Annotated in this window: 19 protein-coding genes; 2 read left to right on the top strand and 17 right to left on the bottom strand. The window is 60.6% G+C overall.

The genetic code is table 11. From position 1 onward, the window contains the following. Positions 1–2: 2 nt before the first annotated feature. The 15 genes from PPUTUW4_RS15645 to PPUTUW4_RS15715 form a co-directional block, all read right to left on the bottom strand. Entirely contained in the window at positions 3–950 is a 948-nt protein-coding gene (locus tag PPUTUW4_RS15645; protein WP_227698095.1) for a hypothetical protein, read from the bottom strand. Positions 951–1,232: 282 nt separating this feature from the next. After that, positions 1,233–1,490: a PAAR domain-containing protein gene (locus tag PPUTUW4_RS15650; protein WP_015095556.1), complete on the bottom strand. Its 258-nt coding sequence runs from the start codon at positions 1,488–1,490 to the stop codon at positions 1,233–1,235. A gap of 33 nt (positions 1,491–1,523) precedes the next feature. Continuing rightward, the gene (locus PPUTUW4_RS15655) at positions 1,524–2,102 is read right to left on the bottom strand and encodes a hypothetical protein (RefSeq protein ID WP_015095557.1); all 579 of its coding nucleotides are present in this window, start codon (positions 2,100–2,102) and stop codon (positions 1,524–1,526) included. Then, on the bottom strand, positions 2,077–3,054 hold the full coding sequence (locus PPUTUW4_RS15660) for a hypothetical protein (protein ID WP_015095558.1): 978 nt from the start codon (positions 3,052–3,054) through the stop codon (positions 2,077–2,079). The genes PPUTUW4_RS15655 and PPUTUW4_RS15660 overlap by 26 nt, the downstream gene beginning before the upstream one ends. 79 nt (positions 3,055–3,133) lie before the next feature. Further along, positions 3,134–3,772 (bottom strand): DUF2931 family protein, encoded by a 639-nt coding sequence (locus PPUTUW4_RS15665; RefSeq protein ID WP_015095559.1) that lies wholly within the window; start codon positions 3,770–3,772, stop codon positions 3,134–3,136. Then, complete coding sequence (gene vgrG / locus PPUTUW4_RS30635) at positions 3,769–7,782, bottom strand: type VI secretion system tip protein VgrG (RefSeq protein WP_015095560.1); 4,014 nt, start codon at positions 7,780–7,782, stop codon at positions 3,769–3,771. Before vgrG ends, PPUTUW4_RS15665 begins: the two co-directional genes overlap by 4 nt. Next, on the bottom strand, positions 7,779–10,421 hold the full coding sequence (gene tssH / locus PPUTUW4_RS15675) for a type VI secretion system ATPase TssH (RefSeq protein ID WP_015095561.1): 2,643 nt from the start codon (positions 10,419–10,421) through the stop codon (positions 7,779–7,781). The genes vgrG and tssH overlap by 4 nt, the downstream gene beginning before the upstream one ends. 146 nt (positions 10,422–10,567) lie before the next feature. After that, positions 10,568–11,059: a type VI secretion system tube protein TssD gene (gene tssD / locus PPUTUW4_RS15680; protein WP_015095562.1), complete on the bottom strand. Its 492-nt coding sequence runs from the start codon at positions 11,057–11,059 to the stop codon at positions 10,568–10,570. Positions 11,060–11,074: 15 nt separating this feature from the next. Then, the gene (locus PPUTUW4_RS15685; protein WP_015095563.1) at positions 11,075–12,802 is read right to left on the bottom strand and encodes an OmpA family protein; all 1,728 of its coding nucleotides are present in this window, start codon (positions 12,800–12,802) and stop codon (positions 11,075–11,077) included. Positions 12,803–12,812: 10 nt separating this feature from the next. Further along, a complete protein-coding gene (gene tssL, locus PPUTUW4_RS15690) occupies positions 12,813–13,496 on the bottom strand; it encodes a type VI secretion system protein TssL, short form (protein ID WP_015095564.1) in 684 nt (227 codons plus the stop codon). Next, positions 13,493–14,848: a type VI secretion system baseplate subunit TssK gene (gene tssK, locus PPUTUW4_RS15695; RefSeq protein ID WP_015095565.1), complete on the bottom strand. Its 1,356-nt coding sequence runs from the start codon at positions 14,846–14,848 to the stop codon at positions 13,493–13,495. The genes tssL and tssK overlap by 4 nt, the downstream gene beginning before the upstream one ends. Positions 14,849–14,889: 41 nt before the next feature. Further along, the gene (gene tssC / locus PPUTUW4_RS15700; RefSeq protein WP_015095566.1) at positions 14,890–16,428 is read right to left on the bottom strand and encodes a type VI secretion system contractile sheath large subunit; all 1,539 of its coding nucleotides are present in this window, start codon (positions 16,426–16,428) and stop codon (positions 14,890–14,892) included. A 33-nt stretch (positions 16,429–16,461) separates the two neighbouring features. After that, positions 16,462–16,965: a type VI secretion system contractile sheath small subunit gene (gene tssB, locus PPUTUW4_RS15705; RefSeq protein WP_015095567.1), complete on the bottom strand. Its 504-nt coding sequence runs from the start codon at positions 16,963–16,965 to the stop codon at positions 16,462–16,464. 472 nt (positions 16,966–17,437) lie between these two features. After that, positions 17,438–18,256: a polyphosphate kinase 2 gene (gene ppk2 / locus PPUTUW4_RS15710; RefSeq protein WP_015095568.1), complete on the bottom strand. Its 819-nt coding sequence runs from the start codon at positions 18,254–18,256 to the stop codon at positions 17,438–17,440. Between the two features lie 58 nt (positions 18,257–18,314). Continuing rightward, positions 18,315–20,036, bottom strand: coding sequence for a SulP family inorganic anion transporter (locus PPUTUW4_RS15715; RefSeq protein ID WP_015095569.1), 1,722 nt, complete (start codon positions 20,034–20,036; stop codon positions 18,315–18,317). A 316-nt stretch (positions 20,037–20,352) separates the two neighbouring features. Here PPUTUW4_RS15715 and PPUTUW4_RS15720 point away from each other — a divergent pair, with 316 nt between their 5' ends. Both PPUTUW4_RS15720 and PPUTUW4_RS15725 read left to right on the top strand, forming a co-directional pair. Beyond that, the gene (locus tag PPUTUW4_RS15720; RefSeq protein WP_015095570.1) at positions 20,353–20,805 is read left to right on the top strand and encodes a hypothetical protein; all 453 of its coding nucleotides are present in this window, start codon (positions 20,353–20,355) and stop codon (positions 20,803–20,805) included. A gap of 289 nt (positions 20,806–21,094) precedes the next feature. Next, complete coding sequence (locus PPUTUW4_RS15725; protein ID WP_177325099.1) at positions 21,095–22,042, top strand: AraC family transcriptional regulator; 948 nt, start codon at positions 21,095–21,097, stop codon at positions 22,040–22,042. Positions 22,043–22,277: 235 nt separating this feature from the next. Here the strand turns inward: PPUTUW4_RS15725 and PPUTUW4_RS15730 are convergent, their stop codons facing one another. Together PPUTUW4_RS15730 and PPUTUW4_RS29980 are read right to left on the bottom strand one after the other, a co-directional pair. Continuing rightward, positions 22,278–24,197: a tyrosine-protein phosphatase gene (locus PPUTUW4_RS15730; RefSeq protein WP_015095572.1), complete on the bottom strand. Its 1,920-nt coding sequence runs from the start codon at positions 24,195–24,197 to the stop codon at positions 22,278–22,280. Between the two features lie 284 nt (positions 24,198–24,481). Next, the gene (locus PPUTUW4_RS29980) at positions 24,482–25,021 is read right to left on the bottom strand and encodes a hypothetical protein (protein WP_015095573.1); all 540 of its coding nucleotides are present in this window, start codon (positions 25,019–25,021) and stop codon (positions 24,482–24,484) included. Positions 25,022–25,052: the final 31 nt, after the last annotated feature.

Consider the following 25,052-nt stretch of genomic DNA (forward strand, 5'->3'; position numbering starts at 1 on the left):
TCCTATTTCGAAAGGGGTGACACGGGCATCAGCACCGTGCTCCAAAGCCCATCGGCGACGGCGCCGCCACTGAAAATGAATTGCGGCCCGGCACCGCGCTCAATCGCCTGCGCCGCGGCGGCTATGGCCAGCCAAGGTGCTGCGGGTCCAGGATGCCCAAGCAAATCATCGAGACTGCAAAAACCCTGATTGGGCTTGGCTGGCAGAGGTAATTCCGCCGACACCATCGACAAGGCGGCATGACGTTGCGCATCAATGCCCGCGCGCCAAACCTGCTCGATGGATTGCGCACCCAGTGGTACCCAGTCGAGGGCTTGACGTGCGGCGTAGAGCAGATCGGTGTCGGTGGGCTTGCGCTCCGGTTCGGGACGATGGAGGCAGGCGATCGGCGCCAAGGTCGTTTGCGTCAGACGGTTGCCCAGCAACAAGCCAACAGCAACCTCTGCCGTGCCTTCGGGCTGTTCCAGTGCAAACTGCACCGCCACCACCATCAGCAAGGCCTGATCGTCAATACGCTGGTCAAGCCAATGATCCACCGCGACCAACCCGCTGCCTTCGACAGGAATCGACGATTGACGGATACCGGACGCACTCCACGCCTCTCGCCACACGCGACGCAACCCCCCTTCAGGCAATCCGCTTTCGACCTCCAGTAAAAATGCCAGTGGCGCACTGTCCGGTAGTGGCTCCAGAGTTCGCGCCAAATCGCCGAGCAACTGCTTCAACACGCTCAGCAGCAGGAGTTCGGGGTCTTCCCTATCGCCTGACAAGTGACTGTGACGTAACGGTGTTGCCCCCTCCCGCACGGGTCGAGCCGCAATAGAGGAGATCCCGCTCAGAAAAGCATCCAGTTGCGCGGTGGGCTGATCACCTGGTTCTCGAAGGGCCGTATACAGACTCACACCCAATAATTGTTGGGAGCGACGCCCTTGCCGGGTCTTGCGAATCAAATCGTTCTCCCGAGCTTCATCCCAACCATCGGCAGCACTTTGTTGGCCTATGTAAATCAGTGCTCTCCCAAAACCCAACACGCACCAGCCAACCAACGGTACCCCCAGGGACAGTGCCCAGAAGTTCACTGGCTGCTGATGCAAGTCTCCAGGCCCGAACAACAACGCCACCCCCGCCCCCATCAGCAACAACAGAGGCAGTAAACCTGCCCAAAGCCAGACACGAGGGCGCGCAGGTCTCACCGCTAATGCTGGGACTCGATCCAATCTGACTGGCATGGGCTAATTCGCACCCGCTACAGGCAAGGAAGAAATCAACGCACAACCGCATGCGCAGCGATGGCCATCGAAAGCGACCGGGACACCATTGTCACGAAACGCCGGATGCCCCTCGGCAATCACCGTACGGCCGTGGCTTCGACAGCGCACCAGATCCCCCTCGCGCGCCACACCGACACCCTCGAATCGCATATCGGTGGAACCCGAAAGTACCGCGCCGCCTCCGGTGGTTTTGTCGCCAATACGGATGATGCCTTTCATTCTTTGATCCTTTTTTTATTGAACGGAAAATTTCTAGTTCGGGTTCTCTTGGCTCAATACGTCTTGCGGTAAAAAAGCGTCCTCACGCAAAACAAAGTTCGTAAACTGCAAGGGTCGCCCGGCAGCATCGACATGCTCGAACCACTCAATGGAAAACCCCTTTAAGGTCCATTGCACTGAAGAGAAATCGGAGTCTTGCATCTGATCCCCTGTGTTCTGACTTGCCAGTGAAATCGAGCGTAAACAACTACTCACCAATACTTTTATTTTTTCGTTCAATACTGCGCCAGCGACTCGATAGACATGGAGCCAGACCTCGTTACCCGCACCACAAACGCCTGAAGGGCGTGCAGAATTCGAAGATAAAACCTGGAACAGCGAGACATACTCCCTTCCCCCGATCGTGTGCTTGTCTCTGTCATAAAACACACCACCCACGTCGGAAAACAACTTCACGTCATACACCGTTCCATCGGCCATCTGCAGATGCACCTGCCCGACATTATTTTTTAGCCACACTGTTTCGGCATTTGCGCAGGTAACCGCTGCCAACCCGAGCAACAACCCAACCAGGAACTTTCCGAGCTTATTTACCGAGCACATGATCTGCATAACACACTCCCTGGTATTGCCATGGGTGATCATCTGACTGCCCCTTAGATCCCTTCGAATAGGTATCCTTATCTCGCTCTCGCAATTGTGCTTGCGTTTTGTCTTTGTTCATTTCGTTATCCATCGACCAGCCTATGTTTCCGGTATTGGAATCACACAAAAGGTTCTTCTTTCTGACCCAGGAAGCAGAGACCCTATCCCACTCATGATAAGAACCACCGTTCCACCGGCTGAACACTTCATGGCGCAGCTGATCATCTGTATAGGTTCTACCTGCCTGGCCCAGGTATTTTTTGGCGATGCGCACCTTGTCCTTATAAATCGAAGATCCCGCCAGGATGTTGGCTTTCCAGTTCCAGACTTGCTCGTAATTTGGCACCGGATTGGTCATTTGCGTGATGCCGAAACCTTTATCAAAGGCAACTATTGGCTCGCCATCCAGGTTTATGAAGTGCCTGGAATGAGTTTCTTGCTCAAGCAGTTTTTCGAAGCCGGTCATATCGTCAAGACTAGCTATATAGCGGGCGATACTCTCCTGCGTAGGATTCTGCCCTTTTATAAAAACCGTTCTCGTCAGGGTCTTATCGCTGACACTTACGCTCACCGTCAGAGTACCGCCGATAACTTGATCAAAAAGACTCACCTTCCACGTTCTATCGTCGCTGACAAAAGAGCCAGATTCCTTGAAGGTTTGCAGAACTTTGTCCTTGCGAACTCTCTCCCTCAATCCGCTGGCTTTCGCCTCCCACTCGATCGTCCACGACCATTTGTAGAATCCGACGATTTGAGTGTGAAATTCAAAAATAATATCGGGCAGCATCGCGTCCTGCGTGATTTTGAATACCGCATTTTCTGCCGGTGACAGCCAAGTCAACGTACTTTCCGCAGATACGACCTTGATGACGGTGTCGTCAGTGTTATTGGTACTACCCGCATGTATTACTTGCTGCATGCTATTGCCGTCCTTTTGAAACTTACCCGTAGTAATCCCTACACTTAAAAAGCCAGCCGAAACAACTCTTAACTATCGCTTACCAAGAGCCATAAGGAATGCCGTGCTGATCGATATACAACTGGGCCTCGGGCTTCAGCGCCCGGTAGTAAATATCTTTGCCGTTCAGATAAGGTCCTCGTGGTTCGACCTCGGCCTGAAAACGACCGACTTCCTTGTAGCCCAGACAGCCCGCCCCCACCCAGACCTTAACGATACCGCCGGGAGCCATCCCTAGATTTACTCTGTTGCGATACAGCGTTACTTCCTTTTGATCCGCTATACAAAACGCCCGCTCCGGCTTGACCATCTCGTCACGCACCCACTGTGGGATGGTGATCCTGATCTTGTAAGCCTGTGGTTCCACCAGCGATTGCCAGCGCAGAAAGAGCCGCTCCGGCAGATCGACATTGTTGACCGGTTTCGTTGCCCCCCCACCCTTGTGCCAGCCCTCCGGCTGACCGGTGTAACTGACAACACCACCATGTACACGGAAAAATGCCAGCCCCCGCTGATCGAGCACATCCAGGGTCTCGACCCAGACTTCCATGAAACGCGGTGCGGCCAGGCCGACGTACCAACTGTCATAAGGCAAGTTAGGCGGTGCGGGTGGCCGAGGCTCACTGGCGCAGGCGCACAGGCTCAGCAGCAGACCGGTGATCAGACTCAAACGCTTCATTGCGGATACCCCTTCTGCGGCTGGTTGGGGTAGACGTTGCGCTTTTTGTTCGGCGCCGGTTTGTTGATGAGCAGACCAGCACGAGGGGTCCAGTGAGCGGATTGGTGAATGTAGCGATTGCGCAACAAGCACTCCTCGGCGGGACCGAGTCGAACTTCGTTGCCCGCCAGCGCTTGCTCCAGGATTTGCTCGGCGATGGGTTGTAGTTCATCGGGCAAGCGCAAGCGTTTGTCTTCGTCACTTATGACTTCAAACGGCACGCCATGACGCACACCCAGTTCACGCATCAAACGCAGGGCAATCAGCGCCAATTCGCCACGCACAGGCCGGTCGAGGACGATCACTAACCAATACTCATCCACTTTCGATTCAGCCTTACCGCGCGGGACCGGGGGGATCGGCCAAGCCTTGACCTCAAGGGTGCCACTGCCGGACAAGCCACTGTCACGCAGGGCCAGCGCCTGGGCCTGGAGTTGCGCCCATTGCGGATGGGACTCCGGCCGCTGGTAGGCCGACACGCTGATCCGCTGCGGCTGGGTGACCCACAAGCGCTCCCGGCCGTTCGGCAGGTAGCCACCGCCGATATCCGAATGCACGCCGGGCAGGCTGATTTGTCGATGACCGTGCAGCACGCTGTTGAGGGCAAAGTTCAGACGGTGCTCGTCCCGGGCCTGCAACTGGATAATCTGGCGGGCACAACCGGGGGGCAGGTACAAGTTGACCCCCGGGTTGTTGTCGTTGGCTACGCTCAGGTCCATCCCCAAGATCGCCGCAACGGTGTCGAACAGCCCGACCAGGTTGAGGCTGACATCCACCGCCGGATCGAAACTCGCCGGCAGGCCAAAACGCCCGCCTTGTAGCAACGCGGCGAACACTCCCCGCCCGGGCCTGAACAATTCGTTGACACAGTGCCGCGCGGCGGCGGCCCCGCGACTGAAACCGAAGATGTCGAACTCGATGCGTCGAATACAGGTGCCGGGGTTGGATTCAATAAAATCCCGAAGTTTTTCAGCCAATACCGCAGGCACCCGCTCAACTCGCGCCACCACCCCGGTTTCCCCCCGGCCAGAGGCCTGATCCACTAGCGAATCTTTGGCTCCACTGCGAGTGCCAATGCCCGAGAGATAGACCCTTACGTAACCGATCTCTGCCTCTGCCTTGAGCGGTGTCGCTGTGCTATCCGGGTACAGGTCATACAAATGCGCCACATTGCTCGGCGCATTGCCGTAACTACTATCCGGTGCACTGGCAAAACCACTGCCATCAAACTCGTCAAACCCATACTGCTTGCATAGCTGCACAATGCTCGCCAGTTCACTCTGATCGAACAATTCAAGGTCGTCCCGCCGGCATTGTTCTGTGGCGGCGGAATTGCCCAAGTTGTTACCCGTGCCATCAAAGAACAACCCCAGGCGTAGGGTGATGCCTTCGAGCTCCTCTTCCTCCTCCTCTTCTTCCATGTCGTAGGTCAGCGATAGCGCTTCAGGCTTGGCGGTGTACACGCGCTCGGTGAAGCCCTGGCTGTCGGTGGTACCTTTCCAGACCTTGCCGGAAGCGGCGGTGATTTTGTAAGGCACGTTGGCGCGGGGTTGCTCGCCATCGCTGGCGAATAGCCGGAATTGCTCATGAAACTCAAGCGGCGGGTCGATGCGTTGCGGCACTTTCGGGATCAGTGGGGTCTGGGTGGCTTTGCCCTGCAAATACTGATAATCCGCCGACTTGACCTTGTAGTCCCCGGCCGTGCCCGATTCGATGCCACACGGTTCCAGGCTGAGGTAACTGCCGCCCCCGTTGAGGACGATTTTCTTCTTCGCGGTGATGTGGATTTCGTCTTCGGTGCTGGTGATGTCCAGGCCATGGCGGGCAATCAGTTCCAGCTTGTCGTTTTGCGCCTGCACGCTTATCGCCCCCTGATTGGCAATCAGCTTGATCCCCAGCTTGCGCACAAACAGGCTCAACCCCTGGCCGACGCCGATGAACAGGCGCTTGACCACGCTGAGGTCGGTCTCGCCACCGGCGTTGAGCATCAGGTTGTCCTTGGCCGCCAGTTGCAGGTGCTGGCCACTGGTGAGGGCGATGCCTTGCGGAGCGCTGAGCAGCAGGACCTGGGACTTGAGCTGTTCGAGGTCCTGGCGCAGCAGGTTCAGTTGTGCTGCCACGTCCGCCGGTTCGGCATTGGCGGCCTGGGCGTCGACCGAGAGCTTTTGCAGTTGTTCGCCGGCCTGTTGCAGGCGGCCGACGGCAGCGTCCATGTCCAGCACCGGGCCCTGCGCCTTGGTCTGCGCATCGGCACTGATGAACAGGCCTTTGCCGCCTCTTATGACGCCCCAGTCATCCGTACGCAGTTCAAACCCTTCCCCACGTTTCTTCCGCTGGCCATCCACCAGATGCCCGAGGTTGAGTTGGCTCTTGCCGCCATACTCGGTGCTGAGCTTGACGTGCTCCTGCCCCCGCGTGTCGTCCAGGCGCAACTTGTTATTGGCCGGCGTACGCAGCACGTTGCGGTGGTCGTTGCGCTGGGTCACCAGGTCGGGGTGCTGGTCGTCGTGCAGGGCATGGGCGATGTAGGGTTTGTCCGGGTCGCCCTGTTCGAAGGCGATGGCCACTTCGGTGCCGGCGATCAGCGGCAGGTGCAGGCCGTAGGTGTCGCCGGCGTAGGCGCGGGCCTGGCGCAGCCATTTGCTTTCGCGGCCGGCGGGCCAGGTGTCGCGGTCGAAGAGGAATTTGACCCGGTAACGCCCTTGCATGTCGATTTCGGTGTACAGGGGGTTGCTCTGGGGGTGGGTGATGCGCGCTGGCAGGGTGCCGGCGATTTGTGGTTTGGGCGGTACTTCTGGGCGAAAGCACAGGCGCAAGGCGTAGGGCATGGCTTCGAAATCGCAGGTCAGGCTGCGGTCGCGGGCGGCGCGGGTGGTGATCTTTGTGATCACCACGCGGGAGGCGAAGGCCTTCGGTGCGTCGCCGCTGATGGTCAGGACCTGACCCGGGGCCAAGGTGGCGCTGCTGCTGGTGCCGCTGAGGTGGGTCTGGTTGTTGAGGTAGCGTTCGTGGCGCAGGCGCGCGTAGAAAAAGCCGCTTTCGCTTTGCAGGTCTTCGTCGCGCAGGTGGGACTTGCCGAGCACGCGATAGGGTTCGGCGTAGTGGTAGGCGTCGCCGTAGGTGTTGTCGGCGACGCCGCGGGTTGTGGCCACACCGTGGGTGGCGGGCTCGCCGCGGGTCTGGTCGACCTCGCCGTCGAGGTAGGCACGGCTGTCGTCGGGGTGATAGGCGCGTACGCTGACCTGCTGTTCCACCACCCGGTGGCGGGTTTTCAGGGCCCAGACGCTGTCCTGCTCGCTGTTGCTGAAGCCCGACGGCGAGCGCAGCGGCAGCTCGACGTCGAACTGGTAGCAGCGCTGGTCGTCGCAGAACTCGACGACGTCGAAGGCGAGCTCTTCGTGCTGGATGCAGCGGTACCAGATGCCGACGTCGGCCAGGATCCGGCTGATGAAAGCCAGGTCGCTTTCCTGGTACTGCATCACCTGCTCGCGCGGCGGGTATTCGCGCTTGAGGTTGAAGCGAAAGTGCCCGGTGTCCAGACCGTGGCGGTCGCGCAGGATGCTTTTGACGATGTCTGGCACGGACTGGTGCTGATAGATCCGCGTTTGCTGGCCGCGATCGAGCAGGGCCAGGCGCGGTTGCAGGGTGACTTCGTAGCGGGCTTCGTCGATTGAGGCGGACAGGCGCTGGCAGGCGGTAATGCGGCCATAGACGGTGCGCAGGGGCTTGGACGGTCTGGGCACTTCCCAGTCGAACACGGGCACGTTGGACGGTGCGTCGTACAGGCTGAACTCGGCGTACTGGCCGATGAATTTTTCCGCGCCGATGTCGAGGTCGCTGGCGGTGAATTCGATGCGGTAGAGGTAGGGTTGGCTAAGGTGCTCATGGCCCTCGAAGGCGAGGACGTCGAGGTGGGTGTCGAGTTTGTCGATCTTGAGTGTGTGGCGGTTGTGGCCGAAGACAGGGTTCATGCTCGGCCCTCAGGTGCAACGACTGAAGGTCCGTCGGTGAATTGCAGCGTGATGCCCTCCTCATCGCTGTAGCCCAGGGTTACGCCAAGGGTTTTGTATTTGGCGGCCTGACGCTGCAGCAACTGTTGACTGAGGACCGGCAGAATCTGCTGGTTGAGCAGGCTGTCGATGTTGCGCGCACCGGTGTCGGGCAGCAGGCAGGCGGCGACCAATGCATCGTGCAGGCCATCCTCAATCACGCAGGCCAGGCCGTAATGGCTGTGCAGGCGACTGGCGACCTTGGCAAGTTTCAGGGCGACGATATGCTTGAGCGCGTCGGCCAGCAGCGGGCGGTAGATCAGGGTCTGGAAGCGGGCGAGCAACGCCGGCTGGAAGTGCTCGCGCAGCAGCGGTCGCAGCCATTCGTGCAAGTCGCTGTCGCTGGCTTCGGGCTGTTCGCGCAGACCGTTTTGCAGCTCATCGCTGCCGAGGTTGGAGGTCATCAGGATGACAGTGTTGCGGAAGTCGATTTCGCGTCCTTCGCCATCACGCATGAAGCCGCGGTCGAACACCTGGTAGAACAGGTTGAGCACGTCGCGGTGGGCCTTTTCCACCTCATCCAGCAGCACCACGCTATAGGGCCGCTGGCGCACCGCTTCGGTGAGCACGCCGCCCTGGCCGTAACCTACGTAACCCGGTGGCGAGCCCTTGAGCTGGCTGACGGTGTGGGCCTCCTGGTACTCGGACAGGTTGAGGGTGATCAGGGATTTTTCGCCACCGAACAGGCAGTCCGCCAGCGCCAGGGCGGTTTCGGTCTTGCCGACGCCGCTGGTGCCCACCAACAGGAATACCCCCAACGGCGCCTGCTCTTCGGTCAAGCCGGTCTTGGCTGCGCGCAGGCGCTGGGCCAAGGCACCGAGGGCAGATTCCTGGCCAATCACCCGCTCGCCGAGTTGCCATTCCAGAGTCAGCAGGCTGGCTTGTTCGTCCTTGAGCAAACTGCCCAGGGGCACGCCGGTCCAGTCGGCGATGACTTCCGCAACACTGCGTGCATCGACGTCCAGGGACAGCATTGGCTGGCTGCCCTGAGCCCGCAGCAATTGCTCCTGCAGTTTCGCGCAGAGGTCGCTGCGGGCCGGTTCGGCCTCACGCGCATCGAGCAATTGTCGGGTCAGGTCAAGTTCATAGCGGTACTGGCACAGCAAGTCGTCCTGCTGTTGTTGCATCTCGACCTGCTGCCCGGCGATCAGCGTCAATCGTTCGCTCAAGTCGCTGCCATTGAGTTGCACATCCTGTTCCAGTGCGCGCCGCTCCAGCTCCAGCGCGGCATGCCGGGCCTTGAGCCGCACCAGTGCCTGGGGCTCGCAGTCGAGGCTCATGCGCACCCGCGCGCTGGCGGTGTCGAGCAGGTCGACGGCCTTGTCCGGCAGCTGGCGGCCGGTGAGATAACGCCGCGACAGGCTGACCGCGGCCTGCACCGCCGCGTCCTGAATGTGCACGCCGTGATGGCTGGCGTAACGCGCCTTGAGGCCACGCAGCATCAGGCAGGCGCTGGCATCGTCCGGCTCGTCGACCTTGACCACCTGGAAACGCCGCTCCAGCGCAGCATCACGTTCGAAGTACTGTTTGTATTCGCTCCAGGTGGTCGCGGCGATGGTGCGCAATTCGCCTCGCGCGAGGGCCGGCTTGAGCAGATTCGCCGCATCCGCCCCGCCCGCCTGGTTACCGGCGCCGATCAGGGTGTGAGCCTCGTCGATGAACAGCAGCACCGGGTTGGCCGACTGCTGCACGGCGTCGATGACGTTTTTCAGGCGTTGTTCGAATTCGCCTTTTACCCCGGCGCCTGCTTGCAGCAGGCCAAGGTCCAGGGTGCGCACGCTGACTGCCTTGAGGCTGTCGGGCACGTTGCCATCGGCAATGCGCAGGGCCAGGCCTTCGACCAGCGCGGTCTTGCCGACGCCGGGCTCGCCGACCAGGATCGGGTTGTTCTTGCGCCGCCGGCTGAGGATGTCGATGACCTGGCGGATTTCATCGTCACGCCCGAACACCGGGTCGATCTGCCCTGCCCTCGCCTTGGCGGTGACGTCCTGGGTGAATATGTCCAGTACCGCTTGCAAGGCATCGTGCCCGGCACCGTCGGCGAGCGGCGTCGCCGGGAGCGGGTCCAACGCGCTTTGCTGTTGGACGTGCGGGCGTTCCTCGGAGTGTTGGTCGAGCAAGGCAAACAACTGCTGCAACTGGGTTTCGCTGAGGTCCAGTATTGACCAGGCCGCTTCGCAAGCCAGCAGGTCCGGACTCTCCAGCAATGCGCCAAGCAAGTGTGCCGAACGCAGGTTGTCGTTACCCTCCAGCGATGCACGCAGCCAGGCGTTCTCGATGAGCTTTTGCAACTTGCCGCACAACTGCGGCTTGCCCTGCACGCTGCGCGGCAGCCTGTCGAGGTGGTCGAGCAACCCGCGCCAAAGTGCATCCATGTCCCACTCATGGCGACGCGCAATGAGGGTCAGATCGCCCTCGCCCTGCTCCAGCAACTTGAGCAGCCAGTGTTCGATGCTGATCCGCCCATGGGCACGGCTTTGACACAACGAAGCCGCCGCGCTGAGCGCCTGGGCGCAGTAAGGATTGAGGCGGCGAAGCAAGCGCGTGGAATGATGGGACATGGGGAAACATCCTTGTGCTGGAAGTCCAGCCTGTGGTCGGTTGTGGCAATGGAAAGGGGCGAGATGGGCTGGGGTGAACGTCCGCGAACGGACGCTCACCCCAGCACACCGGAGCTGGCAGGCAGAGGCCTGCCAGCCTTCCCGCATCAGGCACTCGGGCGCTCGCTCCAGGAGTCGGAGTAGGTGACGTTGCCATCCTTGTAGGTCCAGGTGATCTTCTCGTACCGCAACTCGATCTCCTCCAGGTGGTTGTGTTTTTCCTTGGACGGATCTTTCACGTCGTGCATTTTCTGCGCGACTTTCACCACCTTCACCTTCTCCAGAATGGTGTTGAAGTACTCGACTTCCTGGCCGTCATTGTTGATGCGATACCACTTGAACTCGGCGCTTTTCAGGGTCAGGCCGGTGGCCACCGCCCTATAGAAGTATGGACTTGAGGCATCGATTTCCTTGCTGAACTGAAACGGGGTATGGACCCGCGTGCCAGTCAACTTGCCGGTGTTGTTGTCAGTGGGGATGTAGAGGCTGTGGTCCTGGGCGACCACCTCAATGCTGCCTTCACGCTGTTGCACGTCCACCGAACCTTTGATGTCATCGTCGGCGTTATTTTTCAGCCACAGGTAAATGGGAGTTGCCATGTGAAGCTCCTTTTTTCAGTACACAGATGCCGCGTTTGCGACAGGGGGTTGTACGTCTGCCCCGGCTGAGGGAAGCCCGCAGGCCCCCACTTCCGGCACCAGACGGATATCGACGCGACGGTTGGCTTGACGCCCCGCCTCGGTGTCATTGCTGGCGATGGGTTGGCTCTTGCCAAAGCCCTGCACGGCGAAACAGCTGTCGGGAATGCCGCCCATGCGTTGCATCCATTCACGCACCGCTGCCGCGCGGGCACGGGACAACTGCAGATTGTGTTCGTCGCTGCCCACGGCATCGGTATGCCCGGCAATCACGATCAGCCAGCCAGGTTGGGCCTTGATGCCGACCAGGGCGTCGATCAGCACCCTGGTCGATTCCGGCTTGAGTCGGGCGCTTGCGCTGCTGAACAGCGACAGGCTGTCCAGGCGCACGGTTCGCGCCGCGCGTGCCGGCATCGGGCTCGTCGACGGTTGCCTGTGGTTGGCGATGGTCGACAGCAACCCTGCGCGCAATTGCTCGCCGCGATACAGGCCAAGGCTCAGCGCCAGGGGCTCGCCCCGGCGGTAGTAATTGTCGAGGCGCACCGCGTCCTCGCGCAGCACGTTCAACGCTTCTTCCCGTTGGGCAAATTCGGGTTGATCGCGACGCTCTGTCGGGGAAATGGACGCATAACGCCGCAGGTCATCGCTGACCTGACGCAGCAGCAGGGTGTTCTGCCAGGCCGAGCTGGTCAGGGCGACAACGGCGGCGGCCGCGAACAGCCACAACGCAATCACGCTGGCGCGACGCATTGGCAAACGTCGGGCCTGTACCGGCAGCAGATTCAGTAAAGGATCAGGGAACGGCAGCGACGCATCCGGCGCTTGTACCTGTGCATCGGCGTCCCGCAGCCTGGTCTTGCCCCGCAGCCATTGCCCCCACAGATTGCCGGTCACCATACCGGGCAGTGTCGGTACCAAGGTGCTGGCGCAAACCAGCGGCAAGCCGACAGGCTGGCGACCTTCGCGGCTGGCGAAGTGCGCCAGGACATGTTCATCCAGCCAGGCAGCAGCACTGTTGAGCTGCACGCTGGCCTGTAACCGTCGAGTGTGAATTGCATTTTCAGCGGGCAGGCGATGCCATTCGTCGGGGCCAAGGCACGACCCTCCTTCACGAATGTTGCAGGTACCCTGCCCGGCTTCCCAACTGAACCAGGTCCCCTTGCTCGCCGATGATTGCAGGTAGCTGACGAGCATCAGCGGCAGCGCAATGCCACGCTGGCGAATCAGCCCGGCCTGGTAATTGAACGTACGTACGTGCCCGGCCAACACCGCGGCATCGGTGTGCTCGCTCGGGTTGACAATGAACATCACGCAGAGCTGCCCGGCCCACTCGGGACGCAAGGCCAGGACACTGTCAGTCACCCCCGACAGCTGTTCCCCACGGGAGACCCGCAGGTAACAGCCCTGCTCGGTCATGCGCAATGCCGGGTGGTCGCTACTCGTTTCACCAAACAGCCCGGCCAGGCCATCACCACACACCAGTACCACCGGATGACGATACGCTGCCGGTGGCAACGCCAGGTGGTCGAGAGAGCCGGGTAATTGTCGTTGACGCGCGGCCCGGAAACAGGCGAGCGCAACGCAACCGACAACGATCAGGGCCACGGCGGCACGGCCCCATCCGCCAAACGGGATAATGGCCAACAGCATCAGGGTCAGTGCACCCGCCCACAGCCAGAGCCCTTGTTTGAGTTTGAGCGTCATGGGCTCCACCTCAGGCTTGCGCGGCCAACAGCGTCGCAACCAGACTACCCAACAGCTGGTCGAGGCCGTACCAGACACCGGCCAGCAACAGACCGGCAGCCAGGACGTTGACCAGCGGCGAGCGCATCCAGCGCAGCGCCATTGCGCCATGGCTGGCGCTGAGGGGTGCGGTTAATGCCTGACGTAACTTCAGTGGTGCGACCCGGGCATTCAGGTCGGCCAGCAGTTGTTCACGCTCGGGGTCATTGTCATCGCGATAACGGCCGCGAAACCCCAGGGTCAAAACCCGCTGGAAGGTCGTCAGTACCTGAAGGTCCGGCGCCGGTTCGCGCAGTACCTCACGCATGTCCTCGTACAGGAACTCCCCGGCCTGGTGGCGATTGAAAAACTTCGCCTGCAAGGGTTCACTGGCCCACCGGGAATGGGCATCGTTATCGGCGCGGTTGAGCATGGTCTCATCCAGCAGCGCACATTGAGCGTGGCTGATATGGTCGATGCTGCGTTGGGCCAGGCCGGCATCCATGAGCCGCTGGCGAACGTGCTCGACCTGCTTTACGCAAAGCGCCTTGACCTCATCGCTGCTTTGCGCGGAGGCCCCTTGCCGCAACTCGACCACCAGCAGGTAGCTGTCTTGCAACAACGCGTCGATGTCGACCGTCATGGCGGCCTGTTTTTTCGCTTCGATCAGGTTCATGCGCGTAGTACCGCGAACAGTTCAAGTTTCACTTCGGCCAGGGTGCTCGGGACGTACAAGGCACAGATACCCTGGTCCCGAATGGCTTGTCCCTTGGCATGGTTGAGATCCAGGGCGAAGTACTGGTTTTCCAGACGCAAGGGGATGGCCGCCGGGACATGACTGAGGGACTGCAACGGCACGCCATCGAGGGCGGCGTTGACCAGGTGATCGACTTCGTCCGGTGTGCCGATCTTGCACAGTTGCGGGAACTGACTCTGCAATTGCACGGCTGGCAAGCGGCAACGCACCGACAGATAGAAGTCGGCGCTGTCGGGCTCGCGCAAACGGGCGTCGTCAAGTCGGACCTGCCAACGGTTGGCTGCGCTCTGCTCGAGTGTCAGGGCGATGACGCGAGAAGGCAGGCTGGCCTCCAGCAACGTGGAGATCATGCGCAACAGCGGCGGGAACACGCTTTCCAGGTGTTCGTGGCGATAAGGCGGAATCTGCTCGACATCGTGTTCGAGCGAAAAGGTCAGCAGACTGCCGGCCAGTTTTGTCAGCTCCAGATAGACCTGCTCGGGATGTCGCGCCGGCCAGGCCTTGAGATCGGCCAATACCGGCTGGTAGGTGTTCAAGGCATTGAGCAACCAGAACAACGACACGTCGGCCACGGCGAAGTCGGCCATTCGCTGGTTACTCTCACGGCGCATGCCCATCAGCCGCTGACGCTTGGAGGACAACTGGGTCAACAGGTTGTCCAGTTGCGTCAACAGACCCGGGTGCGCCGCGAAACTGAGCAGCGGTGGTACATAGTCAGGATCAAGGCTCCAGGCGCCCTGCCCGTCACGTACCAGGCGCGCGATCGGGCAGGTCAGGTAATCGCCGTTCTCGTCGTGATCGAAGCGCAGGCTCAGCACGTATTCCAGTACGCCGACCGATTGCACTTCATCGGCGTAAATGTCCTGCACCTGACGCCAGTCCTGGCGATAACGGGTGGGTCGATCGGCCTTGTCGGCGTCGAACAGGCAGTTGTTGCCATTGGCCTGTTCCAGTGGCAAGGCCAGGAGCAAGGTCGCCGCCTGGGTATCGTCGGACAGCAGGCGCGACAGCTCCAGCCCCAGGGGCAGTCGATCCACATGGTCGGTGTCGATCAAGGTGCCGTCGGGCATGCGCAGGCTCAGGCGAGTGGCCTTGAGCTTGCCCAGGCGCAGTGCGTGCAGGTCAAACGCGACGTCCTGGACGCCCCAGGGGTGCACCAGGGACAGACGAGCCAGACGCTCGTTGGCCCAGGCTTCCCAGCGCGCCTGCTGCTGGAATTGCTGCGGGGACAGCAATGCCCCCGCGGCCCACAAGGGGCGGTCGATTTTCATGAGGTCGAATCCCTACGCAATGGGTTGGTTTTGCACAGGACTCAGGCTTTTGCCTTGGGCATCTGCGAAACCAGCGACAGGTTGACGTCCATGCCTTCCACCTGGAAATGCGGCACGGCGTACAACTTGACGCGGAAGAAACCCGGGTTGTCCTCGATGTCTTCGACGGTGACCCGGCCAGCCCGCAACGGGTGCGAAGCCTGCAGCGAGTCGCCCGGATCGTTCATCTCGGTGACCAGCCCGCTGACCCACTTGTTCAGCTCCAGCTCCAGCAATCGGCGATCCTTGGTGGTGCCGATGTTTTCGCGCTGGATCAGCTTCAGGTAATGGGCAATGCGTGACAGCAGGAAGATGTAGGGCAGGCGCGCATTGATCCGGCTATTGGCGGTGGCCTCAGGGGTATCGTATAGCGCCGGTTTCTGCGTGGAGTTGGCCGAGAAGAAGCACGCATAGTCACGGTTCTTGTAGTACGAGAGCGGGATGAAACCGAGGTTGGCGAACTCGAACTCGCGCGTCTCCGCAATCATCACTTCCGAAGGGATCTTCACCTGATTGCCAGTGCCCAGATCATACAAGTGGATCGGCAAGTCGGTGACCGCGCCGCCAGACTGCGGACCGCGGATCTGCACGCACCAGCCGTTGGCGATAAAGCTCTTGACCATGTTGGCAGCGAAGGCAAACGAGGCGTTGGTCCACAGGTATTTGTCGTGGTCCGGTCCCTTGACGCTTTCGATGTAGTTGAAGCTGCGCACCGGAACGGTGTCCGGGCCATACGGCAGACGGCCCAGCACGCGGGGCATGAGCAAGCCGATATAGCGGGCATCGTCGCTGTCGCGGAACGCTTTCCACTTGATGTATTCGGCACGATCAAAGTAGTTGCCGATGTCCTTGATGGCGGCGACTTCTTCCATCGAGTGCTTGCCAAAAAAGGCCGGGCCGACGGAGCCAATGAAGGGCATGTGCGCGGCTGCCGAGACTTTGGAAATATTGCGCAGCAAGGCAATGTCCTGCGGGCTGCGGTCGAACTCGAAGTTGGAAATGGCAGCGGCGATCGGCTCACCACCCGGGGTGTCGTACTCCTGGGTGTAGGTATGCACATACAGGCCACTTTGTGCGATCTCCGGTGCATCCTCGAAATCCTGGACCAGGTGATCCTTGCTGATATCAAGCAATTCGATGCGCACGTTCTGGCGGAAGTCGGTCTGATCGATCAGCGATTTCACACCGCGCCAGGTGGACTCCACCCGCTGGAAATCCGGGTGATGCATCACGGCGTCCAGTTGGCGGCTGATTTGTGCATCCAGCGACGCAATATGTTCATCCAGCAGTGTCCTGTCCAGACGCCGGACTTTGCGCGAAGACTGTTTGATCAAATTCAAGAAAACACTGACAGCGGCAGTCACTCGCTCATCGGCAGAAACGTCCGACAGCGCCTCGGAACTTTGAAACACTTCAATTTCGCCCAGCACTTTTACCGGGTTGAGATTGATCTTGCCAAACAACGCGCCATACACGCCTTGGCTTTCTTCAGGCAACACTGTAGTGCCGCGCGATTGCGCGTGAGAATGTTCGATAGACATTTTTAAACTTCCCTTTAAACGAGCCGAGGTGAATTAACGAATGTGTTCCGGAGTCAGTGCCGCCAACTCACCTCGCAGTTCGTCACTCAGTGCCTCGTCCATGAGAATACGCTCCAGTTCCTGACGGAACGTGGCATTGTCCAACAGGTTGGACTTGAGGTCGCGCAGCAGGTTACGCATTGCCAGCAGTGCGCGCAGTTGCGGAATTTGCCGAGCCACTTGTTCCGGCTCGAAGTCCTTCATGCTCCGGAAACCCAGGTTGACCGCCGCTTCGCCGGCATCCTCCGCCAGGGTATTGGCCACCGCCAGCTTGACCTCGGGAGAAAACTCGGCCAGCACGCTATCGAAATTATTCTTGTCGATGGCGACTTTGCTTCTCTCGGACAACGGCCGCTGTTCCTTGCCGTTACTGTAGTCGCCCATCACCATCAACTTGAGCGGCAATTCGACTTTTTTCTGTGCATCGCCCGTATGCAAATCGAGCTTGATGTTGACCCGTGCCTTGGGCACTTCGTTTTGAAAACTACCAGAAGCCATAAATCCTCCCAGGATATTTGTAATAACATACAGCGTTACAAAAAAATCAATGACACAATCGAGATCAAAAGTTGGGCGGACAACACGCAACCACATAACCGGAAGCAACATGCAAACTTGCTTCGACTGCGAAAGACTAGCCTCTCCAAAAGGAACCGCAACTACAGAAACAAATACTCAAACACTGCCAGATGCAATAGTGAATCATCTTACAAAGGCATTCCAACCACCCAACTAATATTTAGAAGCATCTTACATTGCGATCAGATCTTGCCTGCTCTATAAATTGCTATTTCCTACACAACTAAGGAAAATTCCTACGCAAAGATTATTGGCGTTTTTTGGTTGCGGCTCGGCATGGCCGTTGAGACAGAGGATGATCGGTTAATTCCGGAAAAGCGGGGAGGCGATTTCACGACTGCCGTGCCCGGGTCTTGAAGACCGGGCACGGGCAGCACAGTGCTGCGGGATTCTAGAATTTTTCCGCGATGTACTTGAACGGATAGTTCGGATCCCGATAGTTACCGGGGCTTTGGCGCTTGGGCAGTTTCACTTTCGCCCGAGGTACTTCCTCATAAGGAATGCTGCTGAGCACATCACTGATAATGTTCAGTCGCGCCCGGCGCTTGTCATTGGAGTTGGCGACCCGCCACGGGGCGAACTCGGTGTCGGTGGCCTCGAACATGTCGTCCCGGGCACGTGAGTAGTCGTACCAGCGGTTATAGGACTTGAGGTCCATCGGTGACAGCTTCCAGATCTTGCGCCCGTCGGTGATGCGAGCCTTGAGGCGTCGGGTCTGCTCCTCCGGGCTCACTTCAAGCCAGTACTTGATCAGGATGATGCCCGACTCGACCAGTGCATGCTCGACGCGCGGCGCCACGGTGAGAAATGAGCGCACCTGCTCTTCGGTGCAAAACCCCATGACCCGCTCGACACCGGCGCGGTTGTACCAACTGCGATCGAAGATCACCACTTCACCGGCCGCCGGCATGTGCGGCAGATAGCGTTGCACATACATCTGGCTTTTTTCCCGATCGGTCGGTGCCGGCAACGCGATCACCCGGAACACCCGCGGGCTGACCCGTTCGGTCAGTGCCTTGATGGTCCCGCCCTTGCCGGCGCCATCACGGCCCTCGAAGACGATGCAGACCTTGGCGCCCGAGTGCTGTACCCACTCCTGCAGCTTGACCATCTCGACATGCAGCCGCGCCAGCTCCTCGAGATACACCTTGTTCTTGAGCTTGCCGCTTTCAACCGGCTTGCTCTTCGTTGCCGTCTTCTTCTTTGCCATGCCGGTAATCTCCTTCAATGCGTCACACAGCGTCCGGGATGCACCCGGCCGCATTCATTCAGCGCCGACTGCGCTGGTAATGTTCAACCGCCAGTTCCAGGTTCAGGAACATGCGTGCCTCGCCCAACGTATGGCCCAAGGGTGCCTTGATGACCATGTCCCATACGCTGGGGCTCATACCTACCAGCCACAGTGAAATGCCTTTCTCGCTCATGTGCTGCTCGGCGCTGGTGAGCATTTTCAGGGCCGTGTATTCCAGGTCGAACACGCTGCGCAGGTCCAGGACCACGACCCTGGGTGTCGCCGCATCGATCAGCGGCCGGATTTTCTCGGAGATGCGCTCGGCATTGGCGAAGAACACCCGCCCCTCGGGCCTGAGCAACAGCAGCCCGTCAAACTGTTCGTCATCTGCGTTGCCGGTGGCCTGCGGGCGATAGACGTTGGTGCCGGGCTTGCGTGCCAGGACATGCACGGGCGGGTCCGAGAGCTGATAGGCCAGGGCCAGCAACGAGACGATGATCGCCACGACGATCCCTTGCAGCGTGCCCAGCAGCATCACGCCGATCATGGCCACCACGGCCCAGACGAATTCGGTACGGCGAACCGACAGGATCTCGCGAAACTCCGACGGCTCGATCAAGCCCACCGAATACACGATCACCACGGCGGCGAGCGTGGCATTGGGCATCAGGCCAATGAGCGGTGCCAGCAGCAGGCAAGTGCCCAATGCCAGTGCTGCGGTAATCAGTGCGGCCAGTTGCGAGCGGGCACCGGCCAGGCGGTTGACCGCCGTTTGCGTGGTCCCGCCACCCGCGACCATGGCCCCGAGAAACGCACCGCCTATGTTGGCAACGCCAGTGGCCAGCAGCTCCCGATTCGGTTGTGGTGCAGGCTCGTCACTGCGGGCGAAAGCGCGTCCCGCGGCGATGGTTTCGGTGAAACTCATCAGCGCGATACCCATCGCCGAAGGCCACAGGGTTTCGGCCAACGACCATAGCGGCAGGGTCGTCGCCGGCAACCCGATCGGCACCACGCCGACGGCAGACACACCAAAACTATCCAGGCCAAACAGGCTCATGCCGAGGATGCCCAGCGCCACCGCAATCAAGGGTGCGGGCAGTCGCGGCGTAAAGCGCTTCATGCCGACCAGCAGCAGTATCATGAACACCCCGACCGCCGCGGTCGGCAGCGAGACATGAGGGATGCTCTGAACCGTAGCCACCAGGTTGTGCAGGAAACCACCTTTGTCGATGTGGGTGCCCAGCAGCTTGGGTAGCTGGTCGAGCACGATGACCACGCCGATGCCGGCCTTGAAACCCACCAGCACCGGTTCGGAAATGAAATTGGCGACGAAACCCAGGCGCAGCACCCCCGCGACGATCAGGATCGCGCCCACCATCAGGGCCAGCGTGGCGGAACCCGCGAGCAGGGTCGCCGCATCGCCATCGGGGCTGATCTGGCCCAGCGCGGAGCCGGCGAGAATGGCCAGGGTGGTCGTGGTGCTGACACTGAGCGGACGCGACGTGCCGAGCACGGCATAGATCACCATCGGCACCAGCACCGTGTACAGCCCGACCTGCACCGGCAGGCCGGCAATCGTGGCGTACGCCAGCGCCTTGGGAATGACCACGGCCGCTGCCGTCAGCCCGGCGACCACATCGCCCCGTAGCCAGTCCGGCCGATAACTGCCGAGCCACTGCGGGATCAACAGGCTGCGCAAGGTACCCCGCTGTGGAGTGCCAGGGTTGCGCCCTTGCGGATCGCTGCCAAGTTGATTCATCAGTCACTCCAGTCGCAAATCGTCCATGCGGATGATGAGTGGGCTCAACTGACCGCACAATCCGTTAACTGCACGCGTAACCACTGCAAACCTCATCGGCTTCAAAGTGCGCGTGCCCGCAGGCAATCCAAGCAGGCTCGACTACAAATGTAGCCGGTTTGCACGGCTACGCCGCCACATGGCTGGAGAAGGAGACAGACGCCCCACCATCTGCGCGCAAAAATGGAAAGCCTTATATGGACGACGCCATGAAAGCGATTATTGAGCTATACCCGCTAATTCCCCCATTGCAGTTCTTCAACTCAGGAGTTTGGCAATGAAGCTCAAGACCTCTCTGGCAGCACTCATGGTGGCGGCAAGCCTTTTCGGCTGCGCCACTTCCTCGCACCACGGCGTGAACCTCAACCTGGTCGCCACCCGGCAAAACGCCGGTCAGATCGGCACCGTCACCTTGACCGACTGGGACAAGAAAACCGGGCTCAGTTTCTTCATCAGCGGTGCTCCAAGCGGGGTCACCCTGCCCCTGCGCCTTTACTCGTTCATCAATAACGGCACCTGCGAGCAACCCGGATCAGTCGCCTACGCGATGAACGACACCGTCAACACCGAACGCCAACCCATACGCGGCTGGTCTTTTACCAGGACCGCGCCCGTGCCGTTGCAGACCTTGCTTGACGGCAAGTATTCGGTGGTCGTGCGAACGGCTGCGACCGATGGCAACGTCGATATCTTTTGCGGGGACATCAAGGCGACAGAGCCGGTGAAATAGCCCTGGCCAGTGCAGGCCAGCCCACGCCCCGGTACCGCTCGTACCACCGGTTGTCCGGTGCGAGCGGTGGCGTCGGGTGAACGGAAACGGGGGCCGGAAACGACAGCAGCAACAAGCGGTAACAAACCTGTCATTACTCACTGATAACGTCCTGACGCTTTCCCGAACCGCATCCGCTCGATCTCCGATCGCCAGTTCCCTGTACCAGGGCTTTGCCCCTCCGCTCAAGGTGACACTTCAGGTGTACGCAAGCACGACGCGCAAGCAAATCATCATCAGGTCCAACGACATGAGCTGCGACGACTTCGGCGCGTTGTTCTCGAACCTGTTCGGCAACCTGTATGCCGACTCTGCGCCGCCGCAGAAGAACATCATCATCGGCGGGGTCTACGGCCGGCACGAAGGTGTCAGTTTTCGGCGCATGCACTATCGCGGCGACTTCACGGTGGACTTTCCCGCGCCCCTTGATGAAATCACTTTCGTCATTCCTACCGCCGGCAAGATCATCTTCAACCACGTCACCGAGTCCGTAGGTTTCGCACAGATCGGCCTGGCGATCGACAAGGCCGAGGTCCGCTCGGCGCGCTTTGTCGATAACCACGCACAGCACGGGATTTCGATCAGCCGTCGGCTGATCACCGAGCGCCTGTCGACACTGCTGGGCAAACCCATTCTGCAAAAGGTGCAGTTCGAACCGGTGGTGGATCTGAAGGCATCGGCCTTGCAAGGCATCCGGGCATTGATCGAACTGGCCACGGGCAGCGAGTTCGACCTGCTGATCAACAGCGGTTCGCTGATGCCTTCGCGTCTTCGCGAAATGCTGGTCGATGCGGTGCTCGAAACCTGGCCGCACAACTTCACCGAAGCCCTCCGGCGCCCCTCTCCCCTGATAGCGCCGCGGCATGTGAAGCTGGCCGTCGAGTACATCCAGGCGCACCCCGAGCACCTGGCCAGTGGCACGGAGCTGGCGCAACTGACCCATGTCAGCCTGCGCGCCTTGCAGGAGGGTTTTCAGCGTTTCATGGGTACTTCGATCGTTGCCTATCAGCGCCAGGTACGCCTGGAGCGCGCCTTTGCCGCGCTGTCCCAAGGGGCGGCGCCATCGGTGACAGACGTGGCCTTGCAATACGGCTTCAGCAACGTCGGGCGGTTTTGCCAGTATTTCCAGAGCGCCTACGGCATCAGTCCTGCAGACGTGAGGAAGGGTGTGCGAACGCGGCCGATGGCGACCCATTGAGGGATTAGCGGGAGCGCTCGCGAAGGCGGAGTGACATTCAACATCCCTGTCGACTGACATGGCCTCTTCGCGGGCAAGCCCGCTCCCACAATGTTTTGTGCTTGCCACATGATCCGGGCACGACACACAACCTGTGGGAGCGGGCTTGCCCGCGAAGGGGCCGCAAGACTCAATACCAATGTGCCTGTCAGATCACTATCGCAGGCCATCTCCCACAGCTTGCCTTGACTGATCGTCAGAACAGATAGCTGGCCTTCAGCCCGCCATTGAAGCCGTGGCTATCGCCGCCACCGCTGGCGCCGATTTCTGCCCCCACGCTCCACGGCCCAAGGTTGGCCATGACGTTGACGCCACCGGTGAACTGGTCACGGTTGTCGAAGGCGGCTTGCTGCTCGATGTCCAGGCCCAGCAGGTGCCCTTCGCTGTCGACTTCAGGGTCGCCCAGCACGTGCTCGTAGCCCACTTGCACCCCCGGCACCAGTTGCCAGGCGCCCAGGCTGACCGGTGCAAAGGATGCGTTGAGGTTGGCCACCGCGCTCTTGCGGGTCTCGTGGAAGCCATCGACGTCCAGCGCCAGCTCGCTGCCTTTTTCCTGGAAGCCCGACAGATTGACGTGGCTGATCCGCACACCGAGGCTTGGCTCGAGGGTCACGCCGTTCACCGGAACCCGGTAGCCCACGGCCAGGGTCGCACCGGTGAGGTTGCCATGGCTGTCGCCCTTGGCCGTGCCCAGGCCGCCGCCGAGCTCTCGCTTGCTCTCGTAATCGAGATAACCGGCGCTGGCATCGGCATCCACAAACAGGCCGCGCTCCAGACCGTTCGGTGCAAAGCGGGCACCGACGCTGAAGAAGGTCAGGTCGGTATCGGCCTCGCCACCGGCGCCACCGACATTGCCGCGGCTGTAGCCGAAGCCGGCATGGGCGCTGAGCTGTTCGGAAAAGCGCTGGGTCAGGCCAATCATCATGCCCTGGCTATGCTCGTTGCTGCTGGAGGCCTGAGAGGAGCCGTCGGTACCCAGATACCCCGCCAGGGCGGTGCTCCACAGGCGATATTGCCCGGTCTTGAGGTCGGTACCACTGGTGTAGGGCGCAGCGGCCTGATCGATCATCGCGCCCTGGCGCAGCAGGTAGCTGGCAGCGTCGGCATGCACCTGGCCGCCAACGGTGGACTCGACGCCACCGAGGCTGTGCGCATCGATGGCCGATTGCAGGTAGTAGTTGTAGGCGCTGTAGGTGCCTGACAGGTTGCTGTTCTGCAGTTGTTGCAACAACTGCGCGCCGGCCGCGGCGTTGCCGGCCAGGTCCGCTGCGCCAGGCAAGCTGTTGTAGAACACCATCTTGCCGCGCAGCACGTAGATGGTTTCCTGGGACAGGCCCAGGCCTTGCTTGAGGTAGTTGTCCATGGTGCCGTACTGCGCGGTCACCTGGTCCAGCCCGGCTTGCAGGTAACTGGCCTCCACACCGATCAGCGGCCCATAGATGGTCGCCAGGCTCGGTGGCAACGCCGCCAGGGTCGCCCTGATACGCGCGGCCGTGTAGTCGTTGGTCGCCAGGTAGTTGCTCATGATGGTGGCATCGTCGACCCCGGCGATGCTTTGCAGCACAGCGGCGGTCCAGCCCGTGCGGTCCTTGCCGGCGGTGCAATGGAACAGCGCGGCACCGTCGACCGCGGCCAGTTCATTGAACAGCTGGTTGAACTCGCTGCGCATCCCCGCGTTCCGTACGAAATCACGGTTGGTGTCCTGCATCATCGCGGTGGCTTCGGCGGCGCTGTGGAACGCGATGTTGGTGACGTTCGCGCCAGACGTGGAGCCGCCGATGATGTCGATGTTGCTGTAGGTCGCGCCCGTGAGCATTGTGTCGGGCGTGGCGGCGATCTCGGTGGGCGTGCGCAGGTCGTAGACCGCCTTGATGCCCAGGCCGTTGAGGGTCGCCAGGTCCGCCGCCGATGGCGTCAACGCGTTGGAGCGGTAAAACACCCCGCCACGCATCGTGCCGTCGTTGGCTGTGGTGTATGCCGTGGTGAGACCGGCGACATCGCGGAAATTGTCGATGCTCTTCAGGCGTGGCGTGTTGAGGGGGACCGTCTCGGCCGCCTGGGCGGCAGCGATGGACAGGCTCAAAACAGACAGCGAACACACAAGTCGTTGGAACACAGTGCAGCCTCATTGGAATCACGTTGGGCTGACCAATATCTACATTGCATTGACGCTGAACATGACAAATCGCCTGCAAACGCAAATCGCTGCGCGATGTGTCCGGATGGCTCGTTTTCTGTCCGTGCATGGCCCGGCGTGCGGCCAGCTTCAGTGCCGAAAACCAATGACAGGCAGGGTGGAAAACGTGCTGCGCAATGTCCGGCGATCAAATGCCAGACGCAAAAAACCCGCTTTTCAGCGGGTTTTTGGCTTTTCTGAATCTGCTCGCTACTGCTGTGAACTCAATGGGATTTCTTCGAGGTCGACATCCCGGCTTTACTCAAGCCTTTGGTATTGTGTTCACCCGGCGTCGAGGCCGAGATAGCCCTGGCCTTGGAGAGGCCGCGAGTGTCCTTGGAGTGGGCGATGCCTGAGGTCGTGGTGCCATGACCGTTGTCATCGTTGCGCTCACTACCGTAGTGGTTGCCACTCAGGCCATGGTCGCGCACGGATTTTCCGGCATGGTCGCTGTCCAGCCCGTTGCCGCGGCCGTTACTGCCGGAGTGGCCTGTGCCGGCGTGTCCGCCACCCATGCCGCCGCCGTGGCCTGCGCCGTTTCCGCCGCCGTGGCCTCCACCGTTTCCGCCGCCGTGGCCTCCACCGTTTCCGCCGCCATTACCACCGCCGTTTCCACCGCCGCCGCCGTTTCCACCGCCACCGCCACCGCCGTCCTTCGCGTAGGCGGAACCCATGATCGACAGGCCATCAGGCAGCAAAGGGGCGGCTGCAAGCATCATGGCGCATGACATTACAGCAACGAGACTCTTGTTTTTGAAAAGCATGATTGCTTCCGTAGGTGGTTGATATCGCGTG

It is taken from the genome of Pseudomonas sp. UW4 (assembly GCF_000316175.1).
In the GTDB taxonomy this organism is placed as follows: Bacteria; Pseudomonadota; Gammaproteobacteria; order Pseudomonadales; family Pseudomonadaceae; genus Aquipseudomonas; species Aquipseudomonas laurylsulfatiphila.

Bases quoted from the DNA above. Each gene is read 5' to 3' on its own strand.
- PPUTUW4_RS15650 (WP_015095556.1), bottom strand. From the start codon at position 1,490: ATGAAAGGCATCATCCGTATTGGCGACAAAACCACCGGAGGCGGCGCG.
- PPUTUW4_RS15655 (WP_015095557.1), bottom strand. From the start codon at position 2,102: ATGCAGATCATGTGCTCGGTAAATAAGCTCGGAAAGTTCCTGGTTGGG.
- PPUTUW4_RS15660 (WP_015095558.1), bottom strand. From the start codon at position 3,054: ATGCAGCAAGTAATACATGCGGGTAGTACCAATAACACTGACGACACC.
- PPUTUW4_RS15665 (WP_015095559.1), bottom strand. From the start codon at position 3,772: ATGAAGCGTTTGAGTCTGATCACCGGTCTGCTGCTGAGCCTGTGCGCC.
- vgrG (WP_015095560.1), bottom strand. From the start codon at position 7,782: ATGAACCCTGTCTTCGGCCACAACCGCCACACACTCAAGATCGACAAA.
- tssH (WP_015095561.1), bottom strand. From the start codon at position 10,421: ATGTCCCATCATTCCACGCGCTTGCTTCGCCGCCTCAATCCTTACTGC.
- tssD (WP_015095562.1), bottom strand. From the start codon at position 11,059: ATGGCAACTCCCATTTACCTGTGGCTGAAAAATAACGCCGACGATGAC.
- PPUTUW4_RS15685 (WP_015095563.1), bottom strand. From the start codon at position 12,802: ATGACGCTCAAACTCAAACAAGGGCTCTGGCTGTGGGCGGGTGCACTG.
- tssL (WP_015095564.1), bottom strand. From the start codon at position 13,496: ATGAACCTGATCGAAGCGAAAAAACAGGCCGCCATGACGGTCGACATC.
- tssK (WP_015095565.1), bottom strand. From the start codon at position 14,848: ATGAAAATCGACCGCCCCTTGTGGGCCGCGGGGGCATTGCTGTCCCCG.
- tssC (WP_015095566.1), bottom strand. From the start codon at position 16,428: ATGTCTATCGAACATTCTCACGCGCAATCGCGCGGCACTACAGTGTTG.
- tssB (WP_015095567.1), bottom strand. From the start codon at position 16,965: ATGGCTTCTGGTAGTTTTCAAAACGAAGTGCCCAAGGCACGGGTCAAC.
- ppk2 (WP_015095568.1), bottom strand. From the start codon at position 18,256: ATGGCAAAGAAGAAGACGGCAACGAAGAGCAAGCCGGTTGAAAGCGGC.
- PPUTUW4_RS15715 (WP_015095569.1), bottom strand. From the start codon at position 20,036: ATGAATCAACTTGGCAGCGATCCGCAAGGGCGCAACCCTGGCACTCCA.
- PPUTUW4_RS15720 (WP_015095570.1), top strand. From the start codon at position 20,353: ATGAAGCTCAAGACCTCTCTGGCAGCACTCATGGTGGCGGCAAGCCTT.
- PPUTUW4_RS15725 (WP_177325099.1), top strand. From the start codon at position 21,095: ATGAGCTGCGACGACTTCGGCGCGTTGTTCTCGAACCTGTTCGGCAAC.
- PPUTUW4_RS29980 (WP_015095573.1), bottom strand. From the start codon at position 25,021: ATGCTTTTCAAAAACAAGAGTCTCGTTGCTGTAATGTCATGCGCCATG.